The sequence below is a fragment of the Nonomuraea roseola genome, from assembly GCF_039535395.1.
In the GTDB taxonomy this organism is placed as follows: Bacteria; Actinomycetota; Actinomycetes; order Streptosporangiales; family Streptosporangiaceae; genus Nonomuraea; species Nonomuraea roseola.
In genome coordinates this window covers 350,853-365,488 of record NZ_BAAAXC010000006.1, presented here as the reverse complement: position 1 = coordinate 365,488, position 14,636 = coordinate 350,853, and the positions used below count along the sequence as shown (strand labels likewise).

Annotated in this window: 14 protein-coding genes and 1 pseudogene; 6 read left to right on the top strand and 9 right to left on the bottom strand. The window is 71.1% G+C overall.

Features of this window, described 5'->3' with window-relative positions:
- Window positions 1-192: 192 nt before the first annotated feature.
- Complete coding sequence (locus tag ABFX55_RS07390) at window positions 193-441, top strand: hypothetical protein (RefSeq protein WP_346118894.1); 249 nt, start codon at window positions 193-195, stop codon at window positions 439-441.
- 27 nt (window positions 442-468) lie between these two features.
- Here the strand turns inward: ABFX55_RS07390 and ABFX55_RS07385 are convergent, their stop codons facing one another.
- Together ABFX55_RS07385 and ABFX55_RS07380 are read right to left on the bottom strand one after the other, a co-directional pair.
- Window positions 469-711: a hypothetical protein gene (locus ABFX55_RS07385; RefSeq protein ID WP_346118893.1), complete on the bottom strand. Its 243-nt coding sequence runs from the start codon at window positions 709-711 to the stop codon at window positions 469-471.
- 178 nt (window positions 712-889) lie between these two features.
- Window positions 890-1,192 (bottom strand): hypothetical protein, encoded by a 303-nt coding sequence (locus ABFX55_RS07380; protein ID WP_346118891.1) that lies wholly within the window; start codon window positions 1,190-1,192, stop codon window positions 890-892.
- A 57-nt stretch (window positions 1,193-1,249) separates the two neighbouring features.
- On the opposite strand from ABFX55_RS07380, the gene ABFX55_RS07375 reads away from it, so the two are divergent.
- Window positions 1,250-1,918: a TetR/AcrR family transcriptional regulator gene (locus tag ABFX55_RS07375; RefSeq protein WP_346118889.1), complete on the top strand. Its 669-nt coding sequence runs from the start codon at window positions 1,250-1,252 to the stop codon at window positions 1,916-1,918.
- A 331-nt stretch (window positions 1,919-2,249) separates the two neighbouring features.
- Here ABFX55_RS07375 and ABFX55_RS07370 read toward each other — a convergent pair whose 3' ends face one another.
- On the bottom strand, window positions 2,250-2,777 hold the full coding sequence (locus tag ABFX55_RS07370; protein ID WP_346119237.1) for a hypothetical protein: 528 nt from the start codon (window positions 2,775-2,777) through the stop codon (window positions 2,250-2,252).
- On the opposite strand from ABFX55_RS07370, the gene ABFX55_RS07365 reads away from it, so the two are divergent.
- Window positions 2,724-3,110: an oligopeptide/dipeptide ABC transporter ATP-binding protein gene (locus tag ABFX55_RS07365; RefSeq protein ID WP_346118887.1), complete on the top strand. Its 387-nt coding sequence runs from the start codon at window positions 2,724-2,726 to the stop codon at window positions 3,108-3,110. The genes ABFX55_RS07370 and ABFX55_RS07365 overlap by 54 nt on opposite strands.
- Here the strand turns inward: ABFX55_RS07365 and ABFX55_RS07360 are convergent.
- The 3 genes and pseudogenes from ABFX55_RS07360 to ABFX55_RS07350 form a co-directional block, all read right to left on the bottom strand.
- Window positions 3,046-7,905 (bottom strand): DUF4132 domain-containing protein, encoded by a 4,860-nt coding sequence (locus ABFX55_RS07360; protein ID WP_346118885.1) that lies wholly within the window; start codon window positions 7,903-7,905, stop codon window positions 3,046-3,048. The genes ABFX55_RS07365 and ABFX55_RS07360 overlap by 65 nt on opposite strands.
- 319 nt (window positions 7,906-8,224) lie before the next feature.
- Window positions 8,225-8,380: pseudogene (locus ABFX55_RS07355) on the bottom strand (S1 RNA-binding domain-containing protein); the annotation flags it as partial.
- Window positions 8,331-8,636, bottom strand: coding sequence for an SDR family NAD(P)-dependent oxidoreductase (locus ABFX55_RS07350; RefSeq protein WP_346119221.1), 306 nt, complete (start codon window positions 8,634-8,636; stop codon window positions 8,331-8,333). The gene ABFX55_RS07350 and the pseudogene ABFX55_RS07355, both read right to left, overlap by 50 nt.
- A gap of 231 nt (window positions 8,637-8,867) precedes the next feature.
- Between ABFX55_RS07350 and ABFX55_RS07345 the strand changes: the two genes are divergently transcribed.
- Entirely contained in the window at window positions 8,868-9,569 is a 702-nt protein-coding gene (locus tag ABFX55_RS07345; protein WP_346118883.1) for a DUF998 domain-containing protein, read from the top strand.
- Window positions 9,570-9,767: 198 nt separating this feature from the next.
- A complete protein-coding gene (locus ABFX55_RS07340) occupies window positions 9,768-11,291 on the top strand; it encodes a hypothetical protein (RefSeq protein ID WP_346118882.1) in 1,524 nt (507 codons plus the stop codon).
- A 198-nt stretch (window positions 11,292-11,489) separates the two neighbouring features.
- On the opposite strand, the gene ABFX55_RS07335 is transcribed toward ABFX55_RS07340, so the two are convergent.
- The 3 genes from ABFX55_RS07335 to ABFX55_RS07325 form a co-directional block, all read right to left on the bottom strand.
- Window positions 11,490-11,969: a hypothetical protein gene (locus ABFX55_RS07335; RefSeq protein WP_346118880.1), complete on the bottom strand. Its 480-nt coding sequence runs from the start codon at window positions 11,967-11,969 to the stop codon at window positions 11,490-11,492.
- 107 nt (window positions 11,970-12,076) lie between these two features.
- Window positions 12,077-12,817, bottom strand: coding sequence for an ABC transporter permease (locus tag ABFX55_RS07330; protein ID WP_346118878.1), 741 nt, complete (start codon window positions 12,815-12,817; stop codon window positions 12,077-12,079).
- Complete coding sequence (locus tag ABFX55_RS07325) at window positions 12,814-13,704, bottom strand: ABC transporter ATP-binding protein (protein WP_346118876.1); 891 nt, start codon at window positions 13,702-13,704, stop codon at window positions 12,814-12,816. Before ABFX55_RS07325 ends, ABFX55_RS07330 begins: the two co-directional genes overlap by 4 nt.
- Before the next feature lie 288 nt (window positions 13,705-13,992).
- On the opposite strand from ABFX55_RS07325, the gene ABFX55_RS07320 reads away from it, so the two are divergent.
- Window positions 13,993-14,625: a hypothetical protein gene (locus ABFX55_RS07320; RefSeq protein WP_346118875.1), complete on the top strand. Its 633-nt coding sequence runs from the start codon at window positions 13,993-13,995 to the stop codon at window positions 14,623-14,625.
- The last annotated feature ends 11 nt before the right edge of the window (window positions 14,626-14,636 follow it).

Below are 14,636 nucleotides of genomic sequence, written 5' to 3'. Positions count from 1 at the left end.
CCTACGACCGAGGCCACGGACGGCAGGAGATCCTCACCATCCAAGTCCGCCCTGCCCCGACCGGGACCAGGTTTCCCCACGTTCAAAGAGGTCTACCTGATCGAACGCCACGTCCTCGATCTGGCAGGGAAACCCCTGTCAGCCCAGGCCGTTCTCGGCGTCACCAGCCTGTCCGCCCGCCAAGCCGACCCGATGCGCCTCGCCTCACTCATCCGCGGCGAGTGGTCGATCGAGAACCGTGACCACCACGTCAGAGACGTCACCCTGGGTGAAGACCGATGCCGAGTCCGGACCGGCTCCCTCCCCTCGATCCTGGCCGTCATGCGCAGCCATGCCATCGGCACACTACGGCTGCTCGGCTTCGCCAACATCGCTGATGGAACACGCTGGGTCCGCGACGACTTCCACCACCCACTGATCGCCCTCGGTCTCACCAACTGATCATGCGCTTGGCCTTGGTGGGGAGGGTTAGTTGGGGCTCAGTGTCGCGAAGCTCTCGATGCCGGCGGTCTTGAGGACCTCCGTTTGTACGTCGGGGCATTCCTGCTGGAGCTGGGTGTCGATCTGGATACCGCTGGGCACGGCACCACGCTTCTCGTACCAGGAATAGAGATTGACGGTCAGGTTCGCCATGGCGCCCACTTCGGATCCGATCGACTTCAGGTTCGGCAACTGGCCGCGGAGGTAGTCGCACAGATCCTTGGCCGCCACCGCAGCCGAGGCATCAGCCGGGGTTCCTGCAGTTCCGGCCGTTCTCGTGGGCGTAGGGGTGCCGGTTCCGGCGCAGGCAGTCAGGAGTGCCGCGCAGCACAAGGCCGCTGCTGTAGAGAGCCGTACGCCGCTGACCCTCGCCACGGTGTGATCGCCCTGATTCTGCCGAGGGGGTGCACTACTGCCCATGAACGGCCATCGCACCGGTGATGTGGATGATCTCCAGATGTTGCACGGTGGGTTCGCCTTCGGGGCGGTCGCCGCCGAACGCGGCATCGACCGCAGGGTGGATGCGTTCGTCGAAGGCCCGTGCACACGCCTCCTCGGACTCCCAGACATCGATATAGCGCAGTCCGCCGTCGGGGCGGCGGACGCACAGATGCAGCAGGGAGCCGGCCAGTGGTTCGGGGCCGAGCTCGTCGATGATGCGCTTGTAGAGATCAGCATCGATCGGCACCTCCTGGATGTAGGCGTAGACCACGTGCGCTCCAAATTCGTCCGTATGACTATCGGATCAATATTGGTAAGCTTCAGTGCGATGAGCGAAGAAGTCAAGGCCCCAGGCGCCGGTAAGCGCCCCTACGACGGAACCCGCCGCCGCTTGAAGGCAGAGGCCACCCGTAGAGCGGTGCTCGAGGCAGCGCGCGAGTTGTTCGTCCAGCAGGGGTACACCGCAACGACCATCGCGGACATAGCGACTCGAGCCGGGGTGGCCTCAGACACCGTCTATGCTGCGGTCGGCCGCAAACCTGTGCTCCTGCGCGAACTGGTCGAGACCTCACTGTCAGGCTCCGACCATGCCGTCCCCGCCGAGCAGCGCGACTACGTCCAACAGATACGGGCCGCGCCAGAGGCTTACGAAAAGCTGACGACCTACGCCAGGGCGGTCACACAGATCCAGCAGCGCCTCGCACCGGTATTTCTGGCCCTCAGGGACGCCGCGACCACCGATCACGACTGCGCCGCTCTGTGGGTGGAGATCTCCGAGCGCCGCGCCCGCAACATGCGCGACCTGGCCGCCGACCTCCGGACCACCGGACAACTACGAGCAGACCTGTCCGATGACGAGGTCGCCGACATCATCTGGAGCATGAACGCAGCCGAGTATTACGTGCTCCTGGTCCACCAGCGGGGCTGGGAACCCACCAGATTCACCCAATGGCTCACCGACGCATGGTCCCGCACCCTCCTGACCCCTCCCTCGTGAACTCCGAGCAGTCCTCCCTCCCGAGCGCGGCGATGGCCAAGACAGCAGCGGGCACGCCAGAATCCACCGACAACGAGGCTCCAGCGAACGATGATCCTAGACAATCAACCGTTCTATGGGGCCTTGGTGCACGTCAGAGCACAGACACGCACCTCGTGACCACTCCGAGACCCATCCTCGCCGTCTCACCGGCTGAGAATGCGCTCAGCCCTGGGTCACGCCCCGCGCCGCTCTCGAGCACGACGGGCGGCTACCTTCGGCGCGACATAGGCGGTTGGGTAGGAACGTTCCGCGCCATCACGAAGCGTGATCGTCTCAATGTCTCGCCTCATCAGCTTTGCCTCTCTACGTGTGCAGGCGCGCGAGGCACGAAGACGAGACGATCACACACAGTGAAAGGCAAGGATGCAGGGCCGAGGCTGGCAGCGGCAGTCCCGGCCCTGCTCATGGCCTGAGCGGTTAGAGGCGGGTGACCGTCGGGGAGCCGGAGCAGGCGGGGCAGGAGGCGGGCGGTACCGGCGTCCCAGTACACCCATTCGACGTCGCCGCCCTTGGAGCGCAGCGGTGCGCGCCGGTTCTCCAGGTCCAGGTCCTCAACGTTGAGGGAGAGGATCTCGGCGGCGCTGGCGGCGGTCTCGTACAGCAGCCGATAAAGCGTCTTCTCCCGAAGCGGGAGGTCGCGCCGCGACAGCAGCCGATCGATCGTGGTCTTGGAGACGGCCTTGGTGCGGTCGACGTTCTCCCGGCGGCGTTCGCGTCGGCCGGGACGGACGGGGCCACCCAGTTCTTCTTCGCCTGGCACCAGGTGGGCCAAGACGAGACCGCGGCCCGGTTGCGGTTCCACGTCGCTGGCGCGCACCCGCCCCACAAGAGGGTGAGCGCGTCGCCGATCTCGGCGTCGGCGACGTCGGCCTGGCATCGGTGCCGTGGCCCGCTCCGGCTCACCGCCGAGGAGGAGGACCGCGCGAGCCGCGAGCCGCCCTCCCCGCTCGCCCCGCCCAGCGGCTGCCGCTTCCGCACCCGCTGCCCCCACGCCGACGCCCGCTGCTCGGACGAGGAACCCCGGATGCGGTTGCTGACCCCGGACCACTGGATCGCCTGCCACCACCCGCACACCTCCGGGAACGTCACTCCAGCCGGGCCGCGGCCTCCAGTGGCCCGGACGAACGGAGGAAGCGCAGGTCCTCCATGACCAGGGCGACATCGGTGGCGCCGCCGCGGCGGAGGGCCGGGGCCAGCGCGTCCAGGTCGGACCAGCGGGACGGGCGGAGGTGGACGCGGTAGCCGTCTCCGGCGGGCTCCAGGGTGAGGGCTTCGCCGATGGCGAGCCTGCTCTCCGGGAGGTGGGCCGCGGTCGCTCCGGCGGCTCGTTCCAGGGCGGTGACCGAGGTGACCCCGGCGGCGATGGGCAGGGTCGTGTCCGGGCTGGTGACGTGTTCGTGCAGGTCACACAAGCGGGCGGCGGCGGTTGTACGGGCGGGGTGGTCCTTGGGCAGGCGGTCGGCCAGGAGCCTCGCAGCGCGGGCGATGTGACCCAGAGGCGGTACGGACGGACGCTCGCCGAGCAGGGCGATCAGCGCCTCCAGGGCATCCTCGGCGCCGGAGGCGAGGGTGACCCACTGCTCGGTGGTGAGCGGGGTGAGCCGCGGGTGGCGTTCCGTCCAGTACGCGACCGCCCGGTCCAGGTCGGGGCCCGTACGCCAGAGGTCGGCGGGGTCGTCGGGCATGAGCAGCTCGACGACTTCGACGGCCTCGTCGGTGGTGGTGAGCGCCTCCAGGGAGAGCGCGGCGATGCGCAGTTCGATCTCGGTCAGGTCGAGTTCGCGGGCGCGGGCGGCGTCGCCTTTGCGGAAGGCGGCGACGCGGCCCCGCGCCCAGCCGTCCGGCCAGGAGAGCGTGCGGGCCGAGGTGGACAGCAGGATCAGGCACTGGGCCGGTGACAGGCCGGTGGCCTCGGCGAACGCCCGTACGGTCGCCTCCCGGTCCACGGGCGGCGGGCCGTTCTCGGCGATCAGGTCGAGCGCCCGCCGGAGCCGGTTCGGGTCGCCCCAGCCGCGGCAGGTCCGCAGCTCGACGGCGCGGTTGCGGGTGAACAGGAGCGGGTCGGGGCCGTCCGGGGTGTAGAGGAGCGCCGTGACCGCGTACCCGTGCCCCACCTGCTCGTAATCGGCGACGGCGGCGGCCATGACGGGGCCGCGGCCCGAGCGGATCTGCCCGAGGTCGTACTCCGGGCGCAGCCGGGCGACGTGCCAGGTACCGTCGGTACGGAGAAGTTCGGGGACGGCGGCCAGTTCCAGAAGTTGCGCGCGCCCGCCGCCGTTGCCCCACGCAGCCTCCAGGACGGCGGCGCCGAGGCGGCCCAGCGTGTTCTCGACCTCCTTGACGGCGGGGGCGTTGAATATCGCGATCTCCTTGTCGTACGGCACATCGACGGCGGCACGGGTGAAGTGGACGATCCTCTCGTACGCGGACTCAGGCCCCGGATCGTCCGGCTCGGGGGACTTCTCGGACTGGACGGCGGGTGCCGCGGAGGCCGGCGCCGGGCGCAGGTGGGGCGGCGGGGTCAGCGCCAGGCGTTCCAGCAGGGCGAACGCGCGCTCGCGGCATTCGACGGCCGTCCACACCAGGAACGTGACGCCCTTCCAGAGTGACTCGTCGGTGATCTCCGGCAGGAGCAGGTGGAGCCGTCCCGCCAGCTCGTCGCGGGCGGCGTCCTTCTCCGGGTACCCGCTCTCGGGGTCCAGCACCCGCATGAGGTCGGCGGCGAGCGCGGCGTCCGCGACGTCGATCAGGGCCTGCGCCTTCTTCTCGTCGACGGCGCGCAGCGCCCTGGATCCTTCGGGGTCGCGCGGCCGCATCGCCGACCACCAGCCGGGAGGCGCGACCAGGCGGGTCCCGGACGCGTAGCGGTGGTGCTCGACCGTGCTGATGTTCTCGGCACCATCGTGCTCGGGCACCCTGCCCCAGCCGCGGACGTAGCGGCCGATGGTACGCCCGGCCGGGTCCCGCAGCTCGATGATCCGGCCCTGGCCGCGCCACACGGTGGCCTCGGCGCCACCGGGGAAGGCGACCCGTTCGCCGTCGGCCGGTACGACGCGGCGGGCGGCGGGGTGCGCGCTGCCGTGCGGGCAGTGCGGGCCGCCGTGGTCCAGTACGGTCACCCGGCCGTTCACGGCGATCAGGCAGCGGTCGTAGAGGTCGCGCGCCTCGGTCCGTTCGTGGGACCGGCTGGAGACGTACTCGTACGTGCCGAAGCCGTGGGACGGGCCGACTCCATCCGGTGTGACGACGGAGGCGCGGAACTTGTGCTCCCAGAGCCGGCCTGACTCGATCAGGAGCAGGTCGGTGCCGCTCTCTTCCAGGTAGTCGGTGATGGTGTTGACGTGGCCGGGGACGAAGGCGGGCAACTCCAGTTCGTCGAGGACGCCGCCGCTCAGCGTGGTGGCGAGGGCGCGGGCCGGGTCCGTCCCGGTCGCGATCGTCCGGACGCTGTCCAGGAGGGGGCCGGGGACTCCGGCGATGGTGAACCGTTCGGCGTCGCACAGGGCGGCGTGCGCGTCAGGAAGCCCTTGACTTGGGACCCGCTCGGCATGCTCGGCCAGGATGGCGGCGACAATCTGCGCCGTTCCCGGTGTCGCGGTCAGGGCCCGTACGGTCTCGGGGGCGGTCTGCTTCGGGACGGCGGGCTCGGTGACGTTGAGCTGGTTGGTCACGTTGCCCACGATCGCGTCGCGCAGCAGCGGAGCCCAGTCCGGGTCGGCGGCAACGGCGGCCAGGTCGGTGCCCGCTCCGGAGGCGAGCCGGTCGTACAGCTTGAACGTGTGCAGCAGCCGGGGCCGCGCGAGCGGGACGCCGCGGTTCAGGAGGAGATCGAGGAGCGGGAGGTCGGCGGCGGTCTCCTCCCAGCGGTTGACCTCGTCCTCGTCCACTCCCAGTACCGCCTCATGGTCGTCGCAGGTGAGGCCCTCCGCGCGCAGCCGCGTACCGGCGTCGTGCAGGAGGTCGCCGAGACCGGCGACGGGGAGTGCGAGCCCCGCGTACAGCTTCAGGAAGCGGCCGAGCCAGCCCTTCGCCGCCGCCCCCGCCAGCCCGGGGAATGTGGTGAACGGGTCGGTCAGGCCCGCGCCCGCGAGATTGCCGAGGAGGAGCGACACTGCCGCGCTCTTCGCCTTGGGGGTGTCCTTGGCGGGCAGCGGCAGGATGCCGAGGAGCGCGCGGCCGATGCCCGCGTCCGCCCGTGCCATCGGGCCGAGCAACGGAAGGACGAACTTCCACAGGGCCTGCGGTGCCGACTCCATGCAGCCGCTCTCCAGCAAGGCCCGTACGGCGCGTTCGTCCTCGGGCCCGCCGAGCGCGTGCCCGGCGGCCTTCGCCAGCGCCGCCCAGCCGTCGGCCAGGGCCAGCGCGCCGTCCGCGCCGTCCGGGACTTCCTCGCACCACTCGGTGAGCAGGCTGCGGTGCCAGCGGTGCGCGCCGGGGGCGGGATGGCGGGCGGCGAGCCGCTTGCCGTGCTTCTTGAGCGTGGCCGTTCCGGCGGCGTCCGGTCCCGCGGCGAGGTGCGCCGCGACGAGCGCGGCCTCGTCGACCCGCAGCGCGTGCGCGTCCTCGGCGGCGCGGGCCTTCTCGAAGAAGGCGGCGGCGAAGCGGGCGCTGCCCGCGGCGGCCAGGATCCGCGCGCACTCCTCGTAGAACGGCGGCAGCAGCTCGGGCGCGTGCGTCTCCAGGTCGTCGCCGGTACGGGTGAGCGTGGTGCGCGCGAGGCCGGGCTTGCGGGCGGCCAGGCCGCGGGCGGCCCGCAGGTCGGTGTGCGCGGCCAGGATGCGGGCGCGGTGCGCCGGGTACCGGTGCAGGGCGGACGCGAGGAAGCCGGGCGGGCCCGCGTGCACGGTGCCGACGCCGGTCTCAGCCACCGGGTCCAGGTCGTACAGCGACTTCTCGGCCTTGTCGCCGTCGACGGCCGCGCGCCGGACGAGTTCGACGACCGGCTCGTCCAGGCCGGAGTGCTCGTAGCGGACGGCGACGCACGTGTCCTCGTCGGAGCCGGCGGGCGTGCCCGGCAGCACCGCCCCGGCGCGCAGCAGCACGTCGCGCGTCGGGCCTGTGATGCCGGAGGACACCACGGTGCCGGGCTCGCCTTGGTGGGCGTCGCAGTAGTGGGAGTACGCCTCGGCTGCCTCCACCACCGGCTCCGTCTCGTCCACGGTGCGGTCCGCGTACAGAGCCATGAGAATGCGGACGCCCTCGGACCAGGCGATGTCGCCGATCTCCCTGCCGCCCGCGGTGAAGCTCAGCCACGCCATGTAGGCCGGGTTCATCGGCCCGCTCCAGGCCAGGTCGATCTCGATGCCGAGCGGCTCGGGCGCGTGCACGGTGAACCGCGCCCCGTCCCCCTTGATGCGCCCGCCCAGCTCGTGCACGCGGCGCTCGAACGCGGTGCCGCTCTCGTACCGGGCGTCCATGTATCCGCAGGTGTCGACCACGCCGAACGTACGGTCCATGCTCGCGGGACGCGTCCACACCTCGCGGCGTATCTGCTCAACGACCTGCGTGAGGTTCCGTCCCCGCCAGATGGGCAGCTCGTCGCCGAGCAGCAGCGGGTGCGGGATCGCGAAGGCGTCCGCGCCCGTCCACGCGCCCTCGCGCAGGAGCGCGCAGCGGCCGAGGTCGGGCGTGCCGTCGACGATCGGGGCGATGACCAGGTCGGTGAGCGTCTCGCGCCACACCGGGTCGTCCCACACGGCCGCGAACACCGCGGCCGGGACGGGCAGCGACCGCACCATCCAGGACTCGACCCGGTCGTGCACCGCCCGCGCGTGCTCGCCGAGCCGGTCGCAGAGGGCGGCGAGCCGTACCGCGGTCGGATCCTTCCTGACGTTGGCGGGCACCTTGGCCAGCACGCGGCCCGCGGCCGTCCGGCAGGCGAGCACCGGCCGCCGCGTCCCCTCGACGGTGAGCTCGTGGCCCGTTGCGATCCCGATCCATCCCATGGCACGCCATTCTTGATCATCCCTAGGACATTCGGCGGGAAACGGATGATTTGCCCGCAGTGACGGGGGCAGCCGGTAGGGCGGGGGAAATATCGATCTTGTCTTTGTCATCGCGGGCGCCGGCGCGCTGCTCGCGGCGGCCATCCCCAGCGTTCGGCCGGAGTGCAGCGGACATGGACCGCGCCGAGGTCGGACTTCGGAAACTGACAACGACTTTCGGGACGGTAGTTCCTGGGAAACGCGCTTCCTGTGACCTTTACCGGTCGGTGGCCGGGATTCTTCGACGTTATCCGGCAGGTGTGCTGATCCCTGGATCTTCCTCGTGGGCCTGCTTACGCGAGAGGCTGATGCGGCGGCGGTGGACATCGATTTCGAGGATCTTCACGCGGACCTCGTCGCCGACCTGGACGACTTGCTCGGGGGCTTCAATGTGTCGGTCGGCCAGCTCCCTGTTGTGCACCAGTCCCTCGAAGCCGGCCGTGGACGACGCCCATCAGGTTCACCCCGGGGATCCATTCCCAGGCGTCGAGCGTGCTCTCCCAGCTCGGCCTGCTGCCGGTGCGGACGCCCGCGTTGTTGCACAGCACGTCTACGGCGCCGTACTTCTTGAGCGTGGACTCGGCGAGCGAGGTGACGTCCTCCGCTTTCGACACGTCGGTCACGACGGCGTGGACGTCCGCGCCGCTCTCGCGCAGCTCGGCTGTCGTGGCATGGAGCGCGGCCTCCTCCACGTCGCTCAGCACCACGCGCGCATGCCCGCGTCGGCGAACGTCTCGGCCATGCCGCGGCCGACATCGCTCGCCGCGCCGGTGATGACGGCGACCTTGTTCTCCAGGTCGTGCATGTTCCCTCCCCATCGCGCAGGGTCAGGGCCACAGATTAGGGAGTGGCCGCGCGACATCGGCCTGCGGGCCGATGTTTTCCGGCTCCCGCTCGGTTACTGTGAAAATGGCGGAGGACTGATGCGGCAGAAATCGACGCGAGCATGGGCCGACGCGGCACGGGCCGCCCCTCTCCTCGTCTGCGGCGCCATCGCCGGCCCGCTGTTCGTCGTCGTCTTCCTCATCACGGGCGCCACCCGCGCCGGCTACGACCCGTTGCGCCACCCGGTCAGCTCGCTCGCCCTGGGCGACCTCGGCTGGACGCAGGTGGCCACCTTCGTCGTCGCGGGAGTTTTGACGGTGGCCTTCGCCGTCGGGCTCCGGCGCGCGCTCCGGCCCTTCGGCGGGTCGACCTGGGGCCCCGTGCTCGTCGGGATCTGGGGGGCGGGGCTGATCGGCGCGGGCGTCTTCGCCACCGACCCCATCAGCGGATATCCGCCGGGCACACCCGACAGGCTCACCAAGTACGGCAGCGCGCACGCCGCCCTGCATGACGTCGTCTCGATGCTCGCCTTCGTAGCCCTGGTGGCGGCCTGCTTCGTCTTCGCCAGGCGGTTCGCAGGCTGGGGGAGTCCGCTCTGGGCCGCCTACTCCGCGGTGACCGGCATCGTGTTCACAGGGGCGTTCGTGCTCTCCGGCATGGGTTTCGAGCAGACCGAGGGGCTGGTGAACGTGGCCGGGCTGTTCCAGCGCATCTCGATCACCGCGGGCTGGTGCTGGCTGAGCCTGCTCGCCCTCCATCTGCTGCGCGGGCGGGAGATCGGGGACCGGGCAGGCGGGTGACGGCGCGGGGTCCCCGGCACGTTTCCGCCGCCCGAGGAAAGACGGCGGAATCTTCCGGCCATGGACCGCCATGGATCGACGGGACCGCCCGGCCTCCTGCGGGCGACGGGGTAGGCGAGCAGGCATGGAACGTCGCGTGTTCGGCCGTCTGGTCCTCCTCGCGTACCGGCCTGCCGCGATCGGCTCGGCAGCGGCGCGATGTTCCGGCGGCTGAGCGCCTGCGGCCGATGGGCGTGGCGGCACGCGCTCTTCGCGGGGGTGCTGGCGGCCGCGGCCACCCTGCGGATCGTCGCCGCCGCGGGGTATCCCTCGATGCTGTGGACCGGCGACTCGGTCGTGTACGTGCGCGCGGCGCTGACGCTGACGCCTGCGGCGCACCACCCCGGCGGGTATCCGATCCTGCTGTGGCTGCTGCGCCCGCTGCACGGGTTCACCGCCGTGGTGGCCGCCCAGGCCGTCATGGGCCTGTTCACCGGGGTGATGGTGTACGCGCTGGTATGGCGGGCGGCGCGCGCCAGATGGCCGCACCGGCCCTGGCTGCCCCAGGCGCTGGGCTGCGCCACCTCGATCCCGGTGCTGCTCGACGGCGACCGCCTGCAGTTGGAGCACCTGCTGGTCTCCGATGAGCTGTTCGCCTTCCTGGTGATGTCGGCGGTGACCGTCCTGCTGTGGCGAAGCCCCGTGCCCCCATGGTCGGCGGGGGCGGCAGCACTGCTGGCGGGATGCGCGGCGGTGACCAGGATCGTCGGCCTCCCACTGATCCTTGTCATCGCGACGGGCCTCGTCGTGACGGGTCTGAACGGCGCAGGCGCCGGCGGCGGCGCTTCGCGACGACGGGCGTCGGGCCTGACCGTCATCGTGGCGGTGGGGGCGTTCCTGGTACCGGTCACCGCGTACATGGCGTGGTTCCACAGCCACTACGGCGAGTGGGGCTTCAACCGGCACAGCGCGGTCTGGCTGTACGGGCGGACCGCCGCCTTCGCCGACTGCGCACGCATCAAACCCGGCCCCGACCTGGCCGTCCTGTGCCCCAAGAGGCCGCCGAGCGACCCCCGGATCGCCTCGCCGGTCTACGCGGCCATGTTCTCCGAGGAGTCACCGTTCCGCCGGATCGGCGGGATCTACGGGCCGCGCTCCAACGACCTGGCCCGCCGCTTCCTCTGGGCGGCGATCAAGGCCCAGCCTGTCGACTACCTGGGGGTGGTGGCCCGCGACACGCTGCGCGCCTTCGCGCCAGGCCAGCCTCCGTACCCCACCACCTGGACGGAGGCCAAGTACCACTTCCCGAAGAGCGCCCGCACGGCGCTCAACACCGCTGCCGCGGTGCGCCAGACCGAGCTCGCCGCGGCCTACGGCGGCGCCACCGGCGTCACCCGCGTGGTTCAGCCCTACGCCCGGTGGGTCCGCGCCTACCAGGCCCGCCTGTCGCTGCCAGGCCCGGCGCTGGCCGTCCTGATGCTCATCCCCGTGATCGGCTTCGCAGCGAGGCGGCGGCAGCGCCGGCGACACGGGACGGAAGCGGGCGCGCGGGGGCGGGGCGGCGAGGTCCTGACGGCCTGGCTCATGGCAGGGGCCCTGCTGGTGATCCCGGCCGCATCCGCCGACTACGACCCCCGCTACGTCCTGCCCGCGATCCCGCCGGCCTGCCTGGCCGCCGCCCTGACCCTCATCCCCCGCACCCCCGCTCCCGAGCACTCAGGGGCGGACGTGATTCCGGGCTGACCGCAAGACCGTCGCGCGGACCTCCCTCTCGCTCCCCGGGGGCCGCCTGCGCAGGCCTCTGGCCCAGCGCTGCGCGGCCGGCGTCCCAGGGCCACCCTCGACGGCCTGCCCGACTGGGTGGACTGAGAACGGCTTCGGACCGGCGTGATCCTCTCGGACGCCATGCTGCCCGATCCTCCACCCTGGCCAGGCGGACGTTCAGCCGGACGCATCCGGCTGGTGACGCCCTTGCATCAGCCAATCGGCGAGGTGATCGCTCAGTGCATGCAGCGCGGCCATCGCCGCCTTCACCGGCTCCTCCCTGGGAGGATCATCGCCCTCAGCCAACTCCAGTGCCCGTCTCAGATCGCCGATCTCCTGGGAGAAGGCGTTGCCTGTCTTCCGGCCGAAGGAGAACATGGCGATCTCGGTCTTCAGCGCGTTGACCGTCCAATCCCTGCCCTCTGTCATACGCGGCAGTGCGACGCCGCTGTCGAGAGCCTTGGTCAGCTGAATGTCTATGTCGGCCAAGAGGAGAAAGAACTCGATGGCGCTTGTCCGGGCTTCGATCTCGAGCGCGGCTTGTCTCTCGTGCCGCCTTGTCGCTGTGACGACGGCCCATGCGGTCAGCGCCGCCACGACGCCGCCGATGACCGCCGAGAGCGCGCCCTGTAACAGGTTCCCCCACCAGCCTTGCATGCGCCACTCCCTCAGATCCTGTGACGATGGGCGCCGGAACCCATTAACCATGGCGGCGCTTTCGAGATCAACCGGCAGGGTCGAACGAGCATCTCCACTCGGGTGGGCTACGCGTCGCGGCGCTGCATCAGCACGGCGCCCGCGAGCACCGCGGCGGCCACCCAGGCGAGGTAGACCGCGAACCCGCTCCACGGCCCCAACGAGCCGTTGCCCTGGCCGGACACGACCAGCAGGCCGGCGTTCGTGGTGAAGTACGCGGCCACGGTCGCGCCCCACTCTCCAGGAAGCTGGTTCGCCATCGTGGGCAGCACCAGGATCAGCGCGATGGCCGACACGATCGCGCCCGGCGTGTGCCTGATCAGCGTGCCCAGTCCCAGTCCGAACAGCCCGCACGCGGTCAGGTAGAGACCGGACCCGAGCGAGGCGCGCGCCACCTCGCCCACCTCGATCGACGGCGGCTGGGAGATCGCCACGCCGACGCCGATCGCCCCGGCCGACGCGACCGTGCAGACGACCAGCGAGACTGCGACGAACAGCACGATCTTGCCGGTCAGCAGGCTCATGCGCCTGGGCACGGCCATGATCGAGGTACGGATGCCCCCTGTGCGGTACTCGCTGGAGATCGCCAGAACACCCAGGGTGGCCATGGACAGCGAGGCGAGCAACGTACCGGTCAGGCCCATGATGATCGCATGCTCGCCCGGGACAGGCCCGCCGGCCGCGCCCCTGGCGGAGGCGTTGGCGAGGGCGGAGAAGCCCAGCATCAGCACGGCGGTGACGGCCAGGGTCCATACCGTCGAACGGACTGAGCGGATCTTGGTCCATTCGGACCGGAAAATGTCGATCATGATGTGAACTCCAGACTGTTCTTGGTGAGCTCCATGTAGGCCGCCTCCAGCGAGGGCTGCACGAACGTCAGCTCCTCCAGCGGGATGCCGGCGCGCGCGGTGATCGTGCCGATCTCGAGCGTGCTCATCGCGGTCACCCGCAGGTGGTCGCCGTTCGGCTCACCCACCCTGATCAGCTCGGCCACCTCGGCCAGCCGGGGCGAGCGCACCCGCACGTACCCCTGCGAGCTGCGCCCGATGAACTCCTCCACGCTCGTGTCGGCGATGAGCCTGCCTCTGCCGATCACGATCAGGTGGTCGGCGGTCTGGGCCATCTCGCTCATGAGGTGGCTGGAGACGAACACCGTCCGCCCCTCGGCCGCGAGCCTGCGCATGAGCCTGCGGATCCACAGGATGCCGTCGGGGTCGAGGCCGTTGACCGGCTCGTCGAAGATCAGAATCTCGGGGTCGCCGAGCAGCGCCGCGGCGATGCCGAGCCGCTGCGACATGCCCAGCGAGAAGCCGCCGACCCGCCGCCTGGCCACCTCCCGCAGGCCCACGGTCTCCAGCACCTCGTTCACCCTGCTCGCGGGGAGGCCGTTGCTCTGGGCGACGGCCAGCAGGTGGTTGCGCGCGCTGCGCCCACCGTGCACGGCCTTGGCGTCCAGCAGCGCGCCGACCTTGCGCAGCGGGTGCCGCAGCTCGTGGTACGGGCGCCCGTCCACGAGCGCGGTGCCGCCGGACGGCCGGTCGAGCCCGAGGATCATGCGCATGGTCGTGGACTTGCCGGACCCGTTGGGGCCGAGGAAGCCGGTCACCCGGCCAGGCTCGACGGCGAAGGACAGGTCCGCCACCGCGGTGGTGCCGGCGTAGCGTTTGTGCAGGTTCACTGCGCGAATCGCGGTCATGATCCCAGCGTGCCGTCGCGGGCGGCCGGTCTCTTCCTGCCTCGGAACCATCCCCGCAGAGTCGATCCAGGACCCTGCTCCTACTCTCCGGGACGGAGCCGGCCGCGCGGGCGAGCGCAAGAAGGGTGCCCGGTGGCGGTCCTGGCCGGAGAGCCACGCGCCGGCGCGTGCCGATCCCGGTTCGGCGTCATCCGACCAGGTGGACGCCACCGGCGCGGCGCGGCGTGGTGCCCCCTGCGGGGCAGGGGGCACACTGGGAGTGAGGATCCCGTCGCGGAAGGTTCACCTATGGACAGCCAAGCCAACGGGAAGCCGGCCGGTGTCCTGGACAACCCCGTCGCCGGAATGGCCCCGTGGATCATCTTCTCCGTGCTCGTCGGGCCCGGCCGGTTCGAGCTGTCCGTGGTGCTCGCGCTGGCCGTGTCCGTCCTTCTCATCGTGGCCAACCGGATCGTCCGGCAGGGCGGTGCCCCGAAGCTGCTCGAGGTCGCGGAGGTGGTCTTCTTCGCCGCCCTGGCGGCTGTGGGCCTGGTCGCGACCGCGGGCACCCGCCGCTGGCTGGAGACGTACGCGGGTGAGGTGTCGAACATCGCGCTGGTCCTCATCGCCTTCGGTTCCATGGCGGTGCGGATGCCCTTCACCCTCCAGTACGCCCGCGAGCAGGTCGACCGCGCGTACTGGCACTCGCCGGCCTTCCTGCGCACCAACTACGTGATCACCGGCGTCTGGGGGCTGGCGTTCCTGGTCGCGGCGGTCGCCGGCGCCTACGGGGATCTCGTCCTTCGCGACCCTGACAACCTCTGGACCGGCTGGATCATCCAGATCGCCGCGATCGTCGCCGCCGTGCGTTTCACGGCGTGGTACCCCGGCGTCGTGCGGGCCCGCGTCCGGCGGGAGGGGGATACCGGCCAAAGCGCCTGAACCGCGGGCGG

Excerpts from the sequence above, each read along its gene's own strand:
- ABFX55_RS07390 (WP_346118894.1), top strand. The coding sequence starts at position 193 with ATGCGCCTCGCCTCACTCATCCGCGGCGAGTGGTCGATCGAGAACCGT.
- ABFX55_RS07375 (WP_346118889.1), top strand. The coding sequence starts at position 1,250 with ATGAGCGAAGAAGTCAAGGCCCCAGGCGCCGGTAAGCGCCCCTACGAC.
- ABFX55_RS07360 (WP_346118885.1), bottom strand. The coding sequence starts at position 7,905 with ATGGGATGGATCGGGATCGCAACGGGCCACGAGCTCACCGTCGAGGGG.
- ABFX55_RS07345 (WP_346118883.1), top strand. The coding sequence starts at position 8,868 with ATGCGGCAGAAATCGACGCGAGCATGGGCCGACGCGGCACGGGCCGCC.
- ABFX55_RS07340 (WP_346118882.1), top strand. The coding sequence starts at position 9,768 with ATGTTCCGGCGGCTGAGCGCCTGCGGCCGATGGGCGTGGCGGCACGCG.
- ABFX55_RS07335 (WP_346118880.1), bottom strand. The coding sequence starts at position 11,969 with ATGCAAGGCTGGTGGGGGAACCTGTTACAGGGCGCGCTCTCGGCGGTC.
- ABFX55_RS07330 (WP_346118878.1), bottom strand. The coding sequence starts at position 12,817 with ATGATCGACATTTTCCGGTCCGAATGGACCAAGATCCGCTCAGTCCGT.
- ABFX55_RS07325 (WP_346118876.1), bottom strand. The coding sequence starts at position 13,704 with ATGACCGCGATTCGCGCAGTGAACCTGCACAAACGCTACGCCGGCACC.
- ABFX55_RS07320 (WP_346118875.1), top strand. The coding sequence starts at position 13,993 with ATGGACAGCCAAGCCAACGGGAAGCCGGCCGGTGTCCTGGACAACCCC.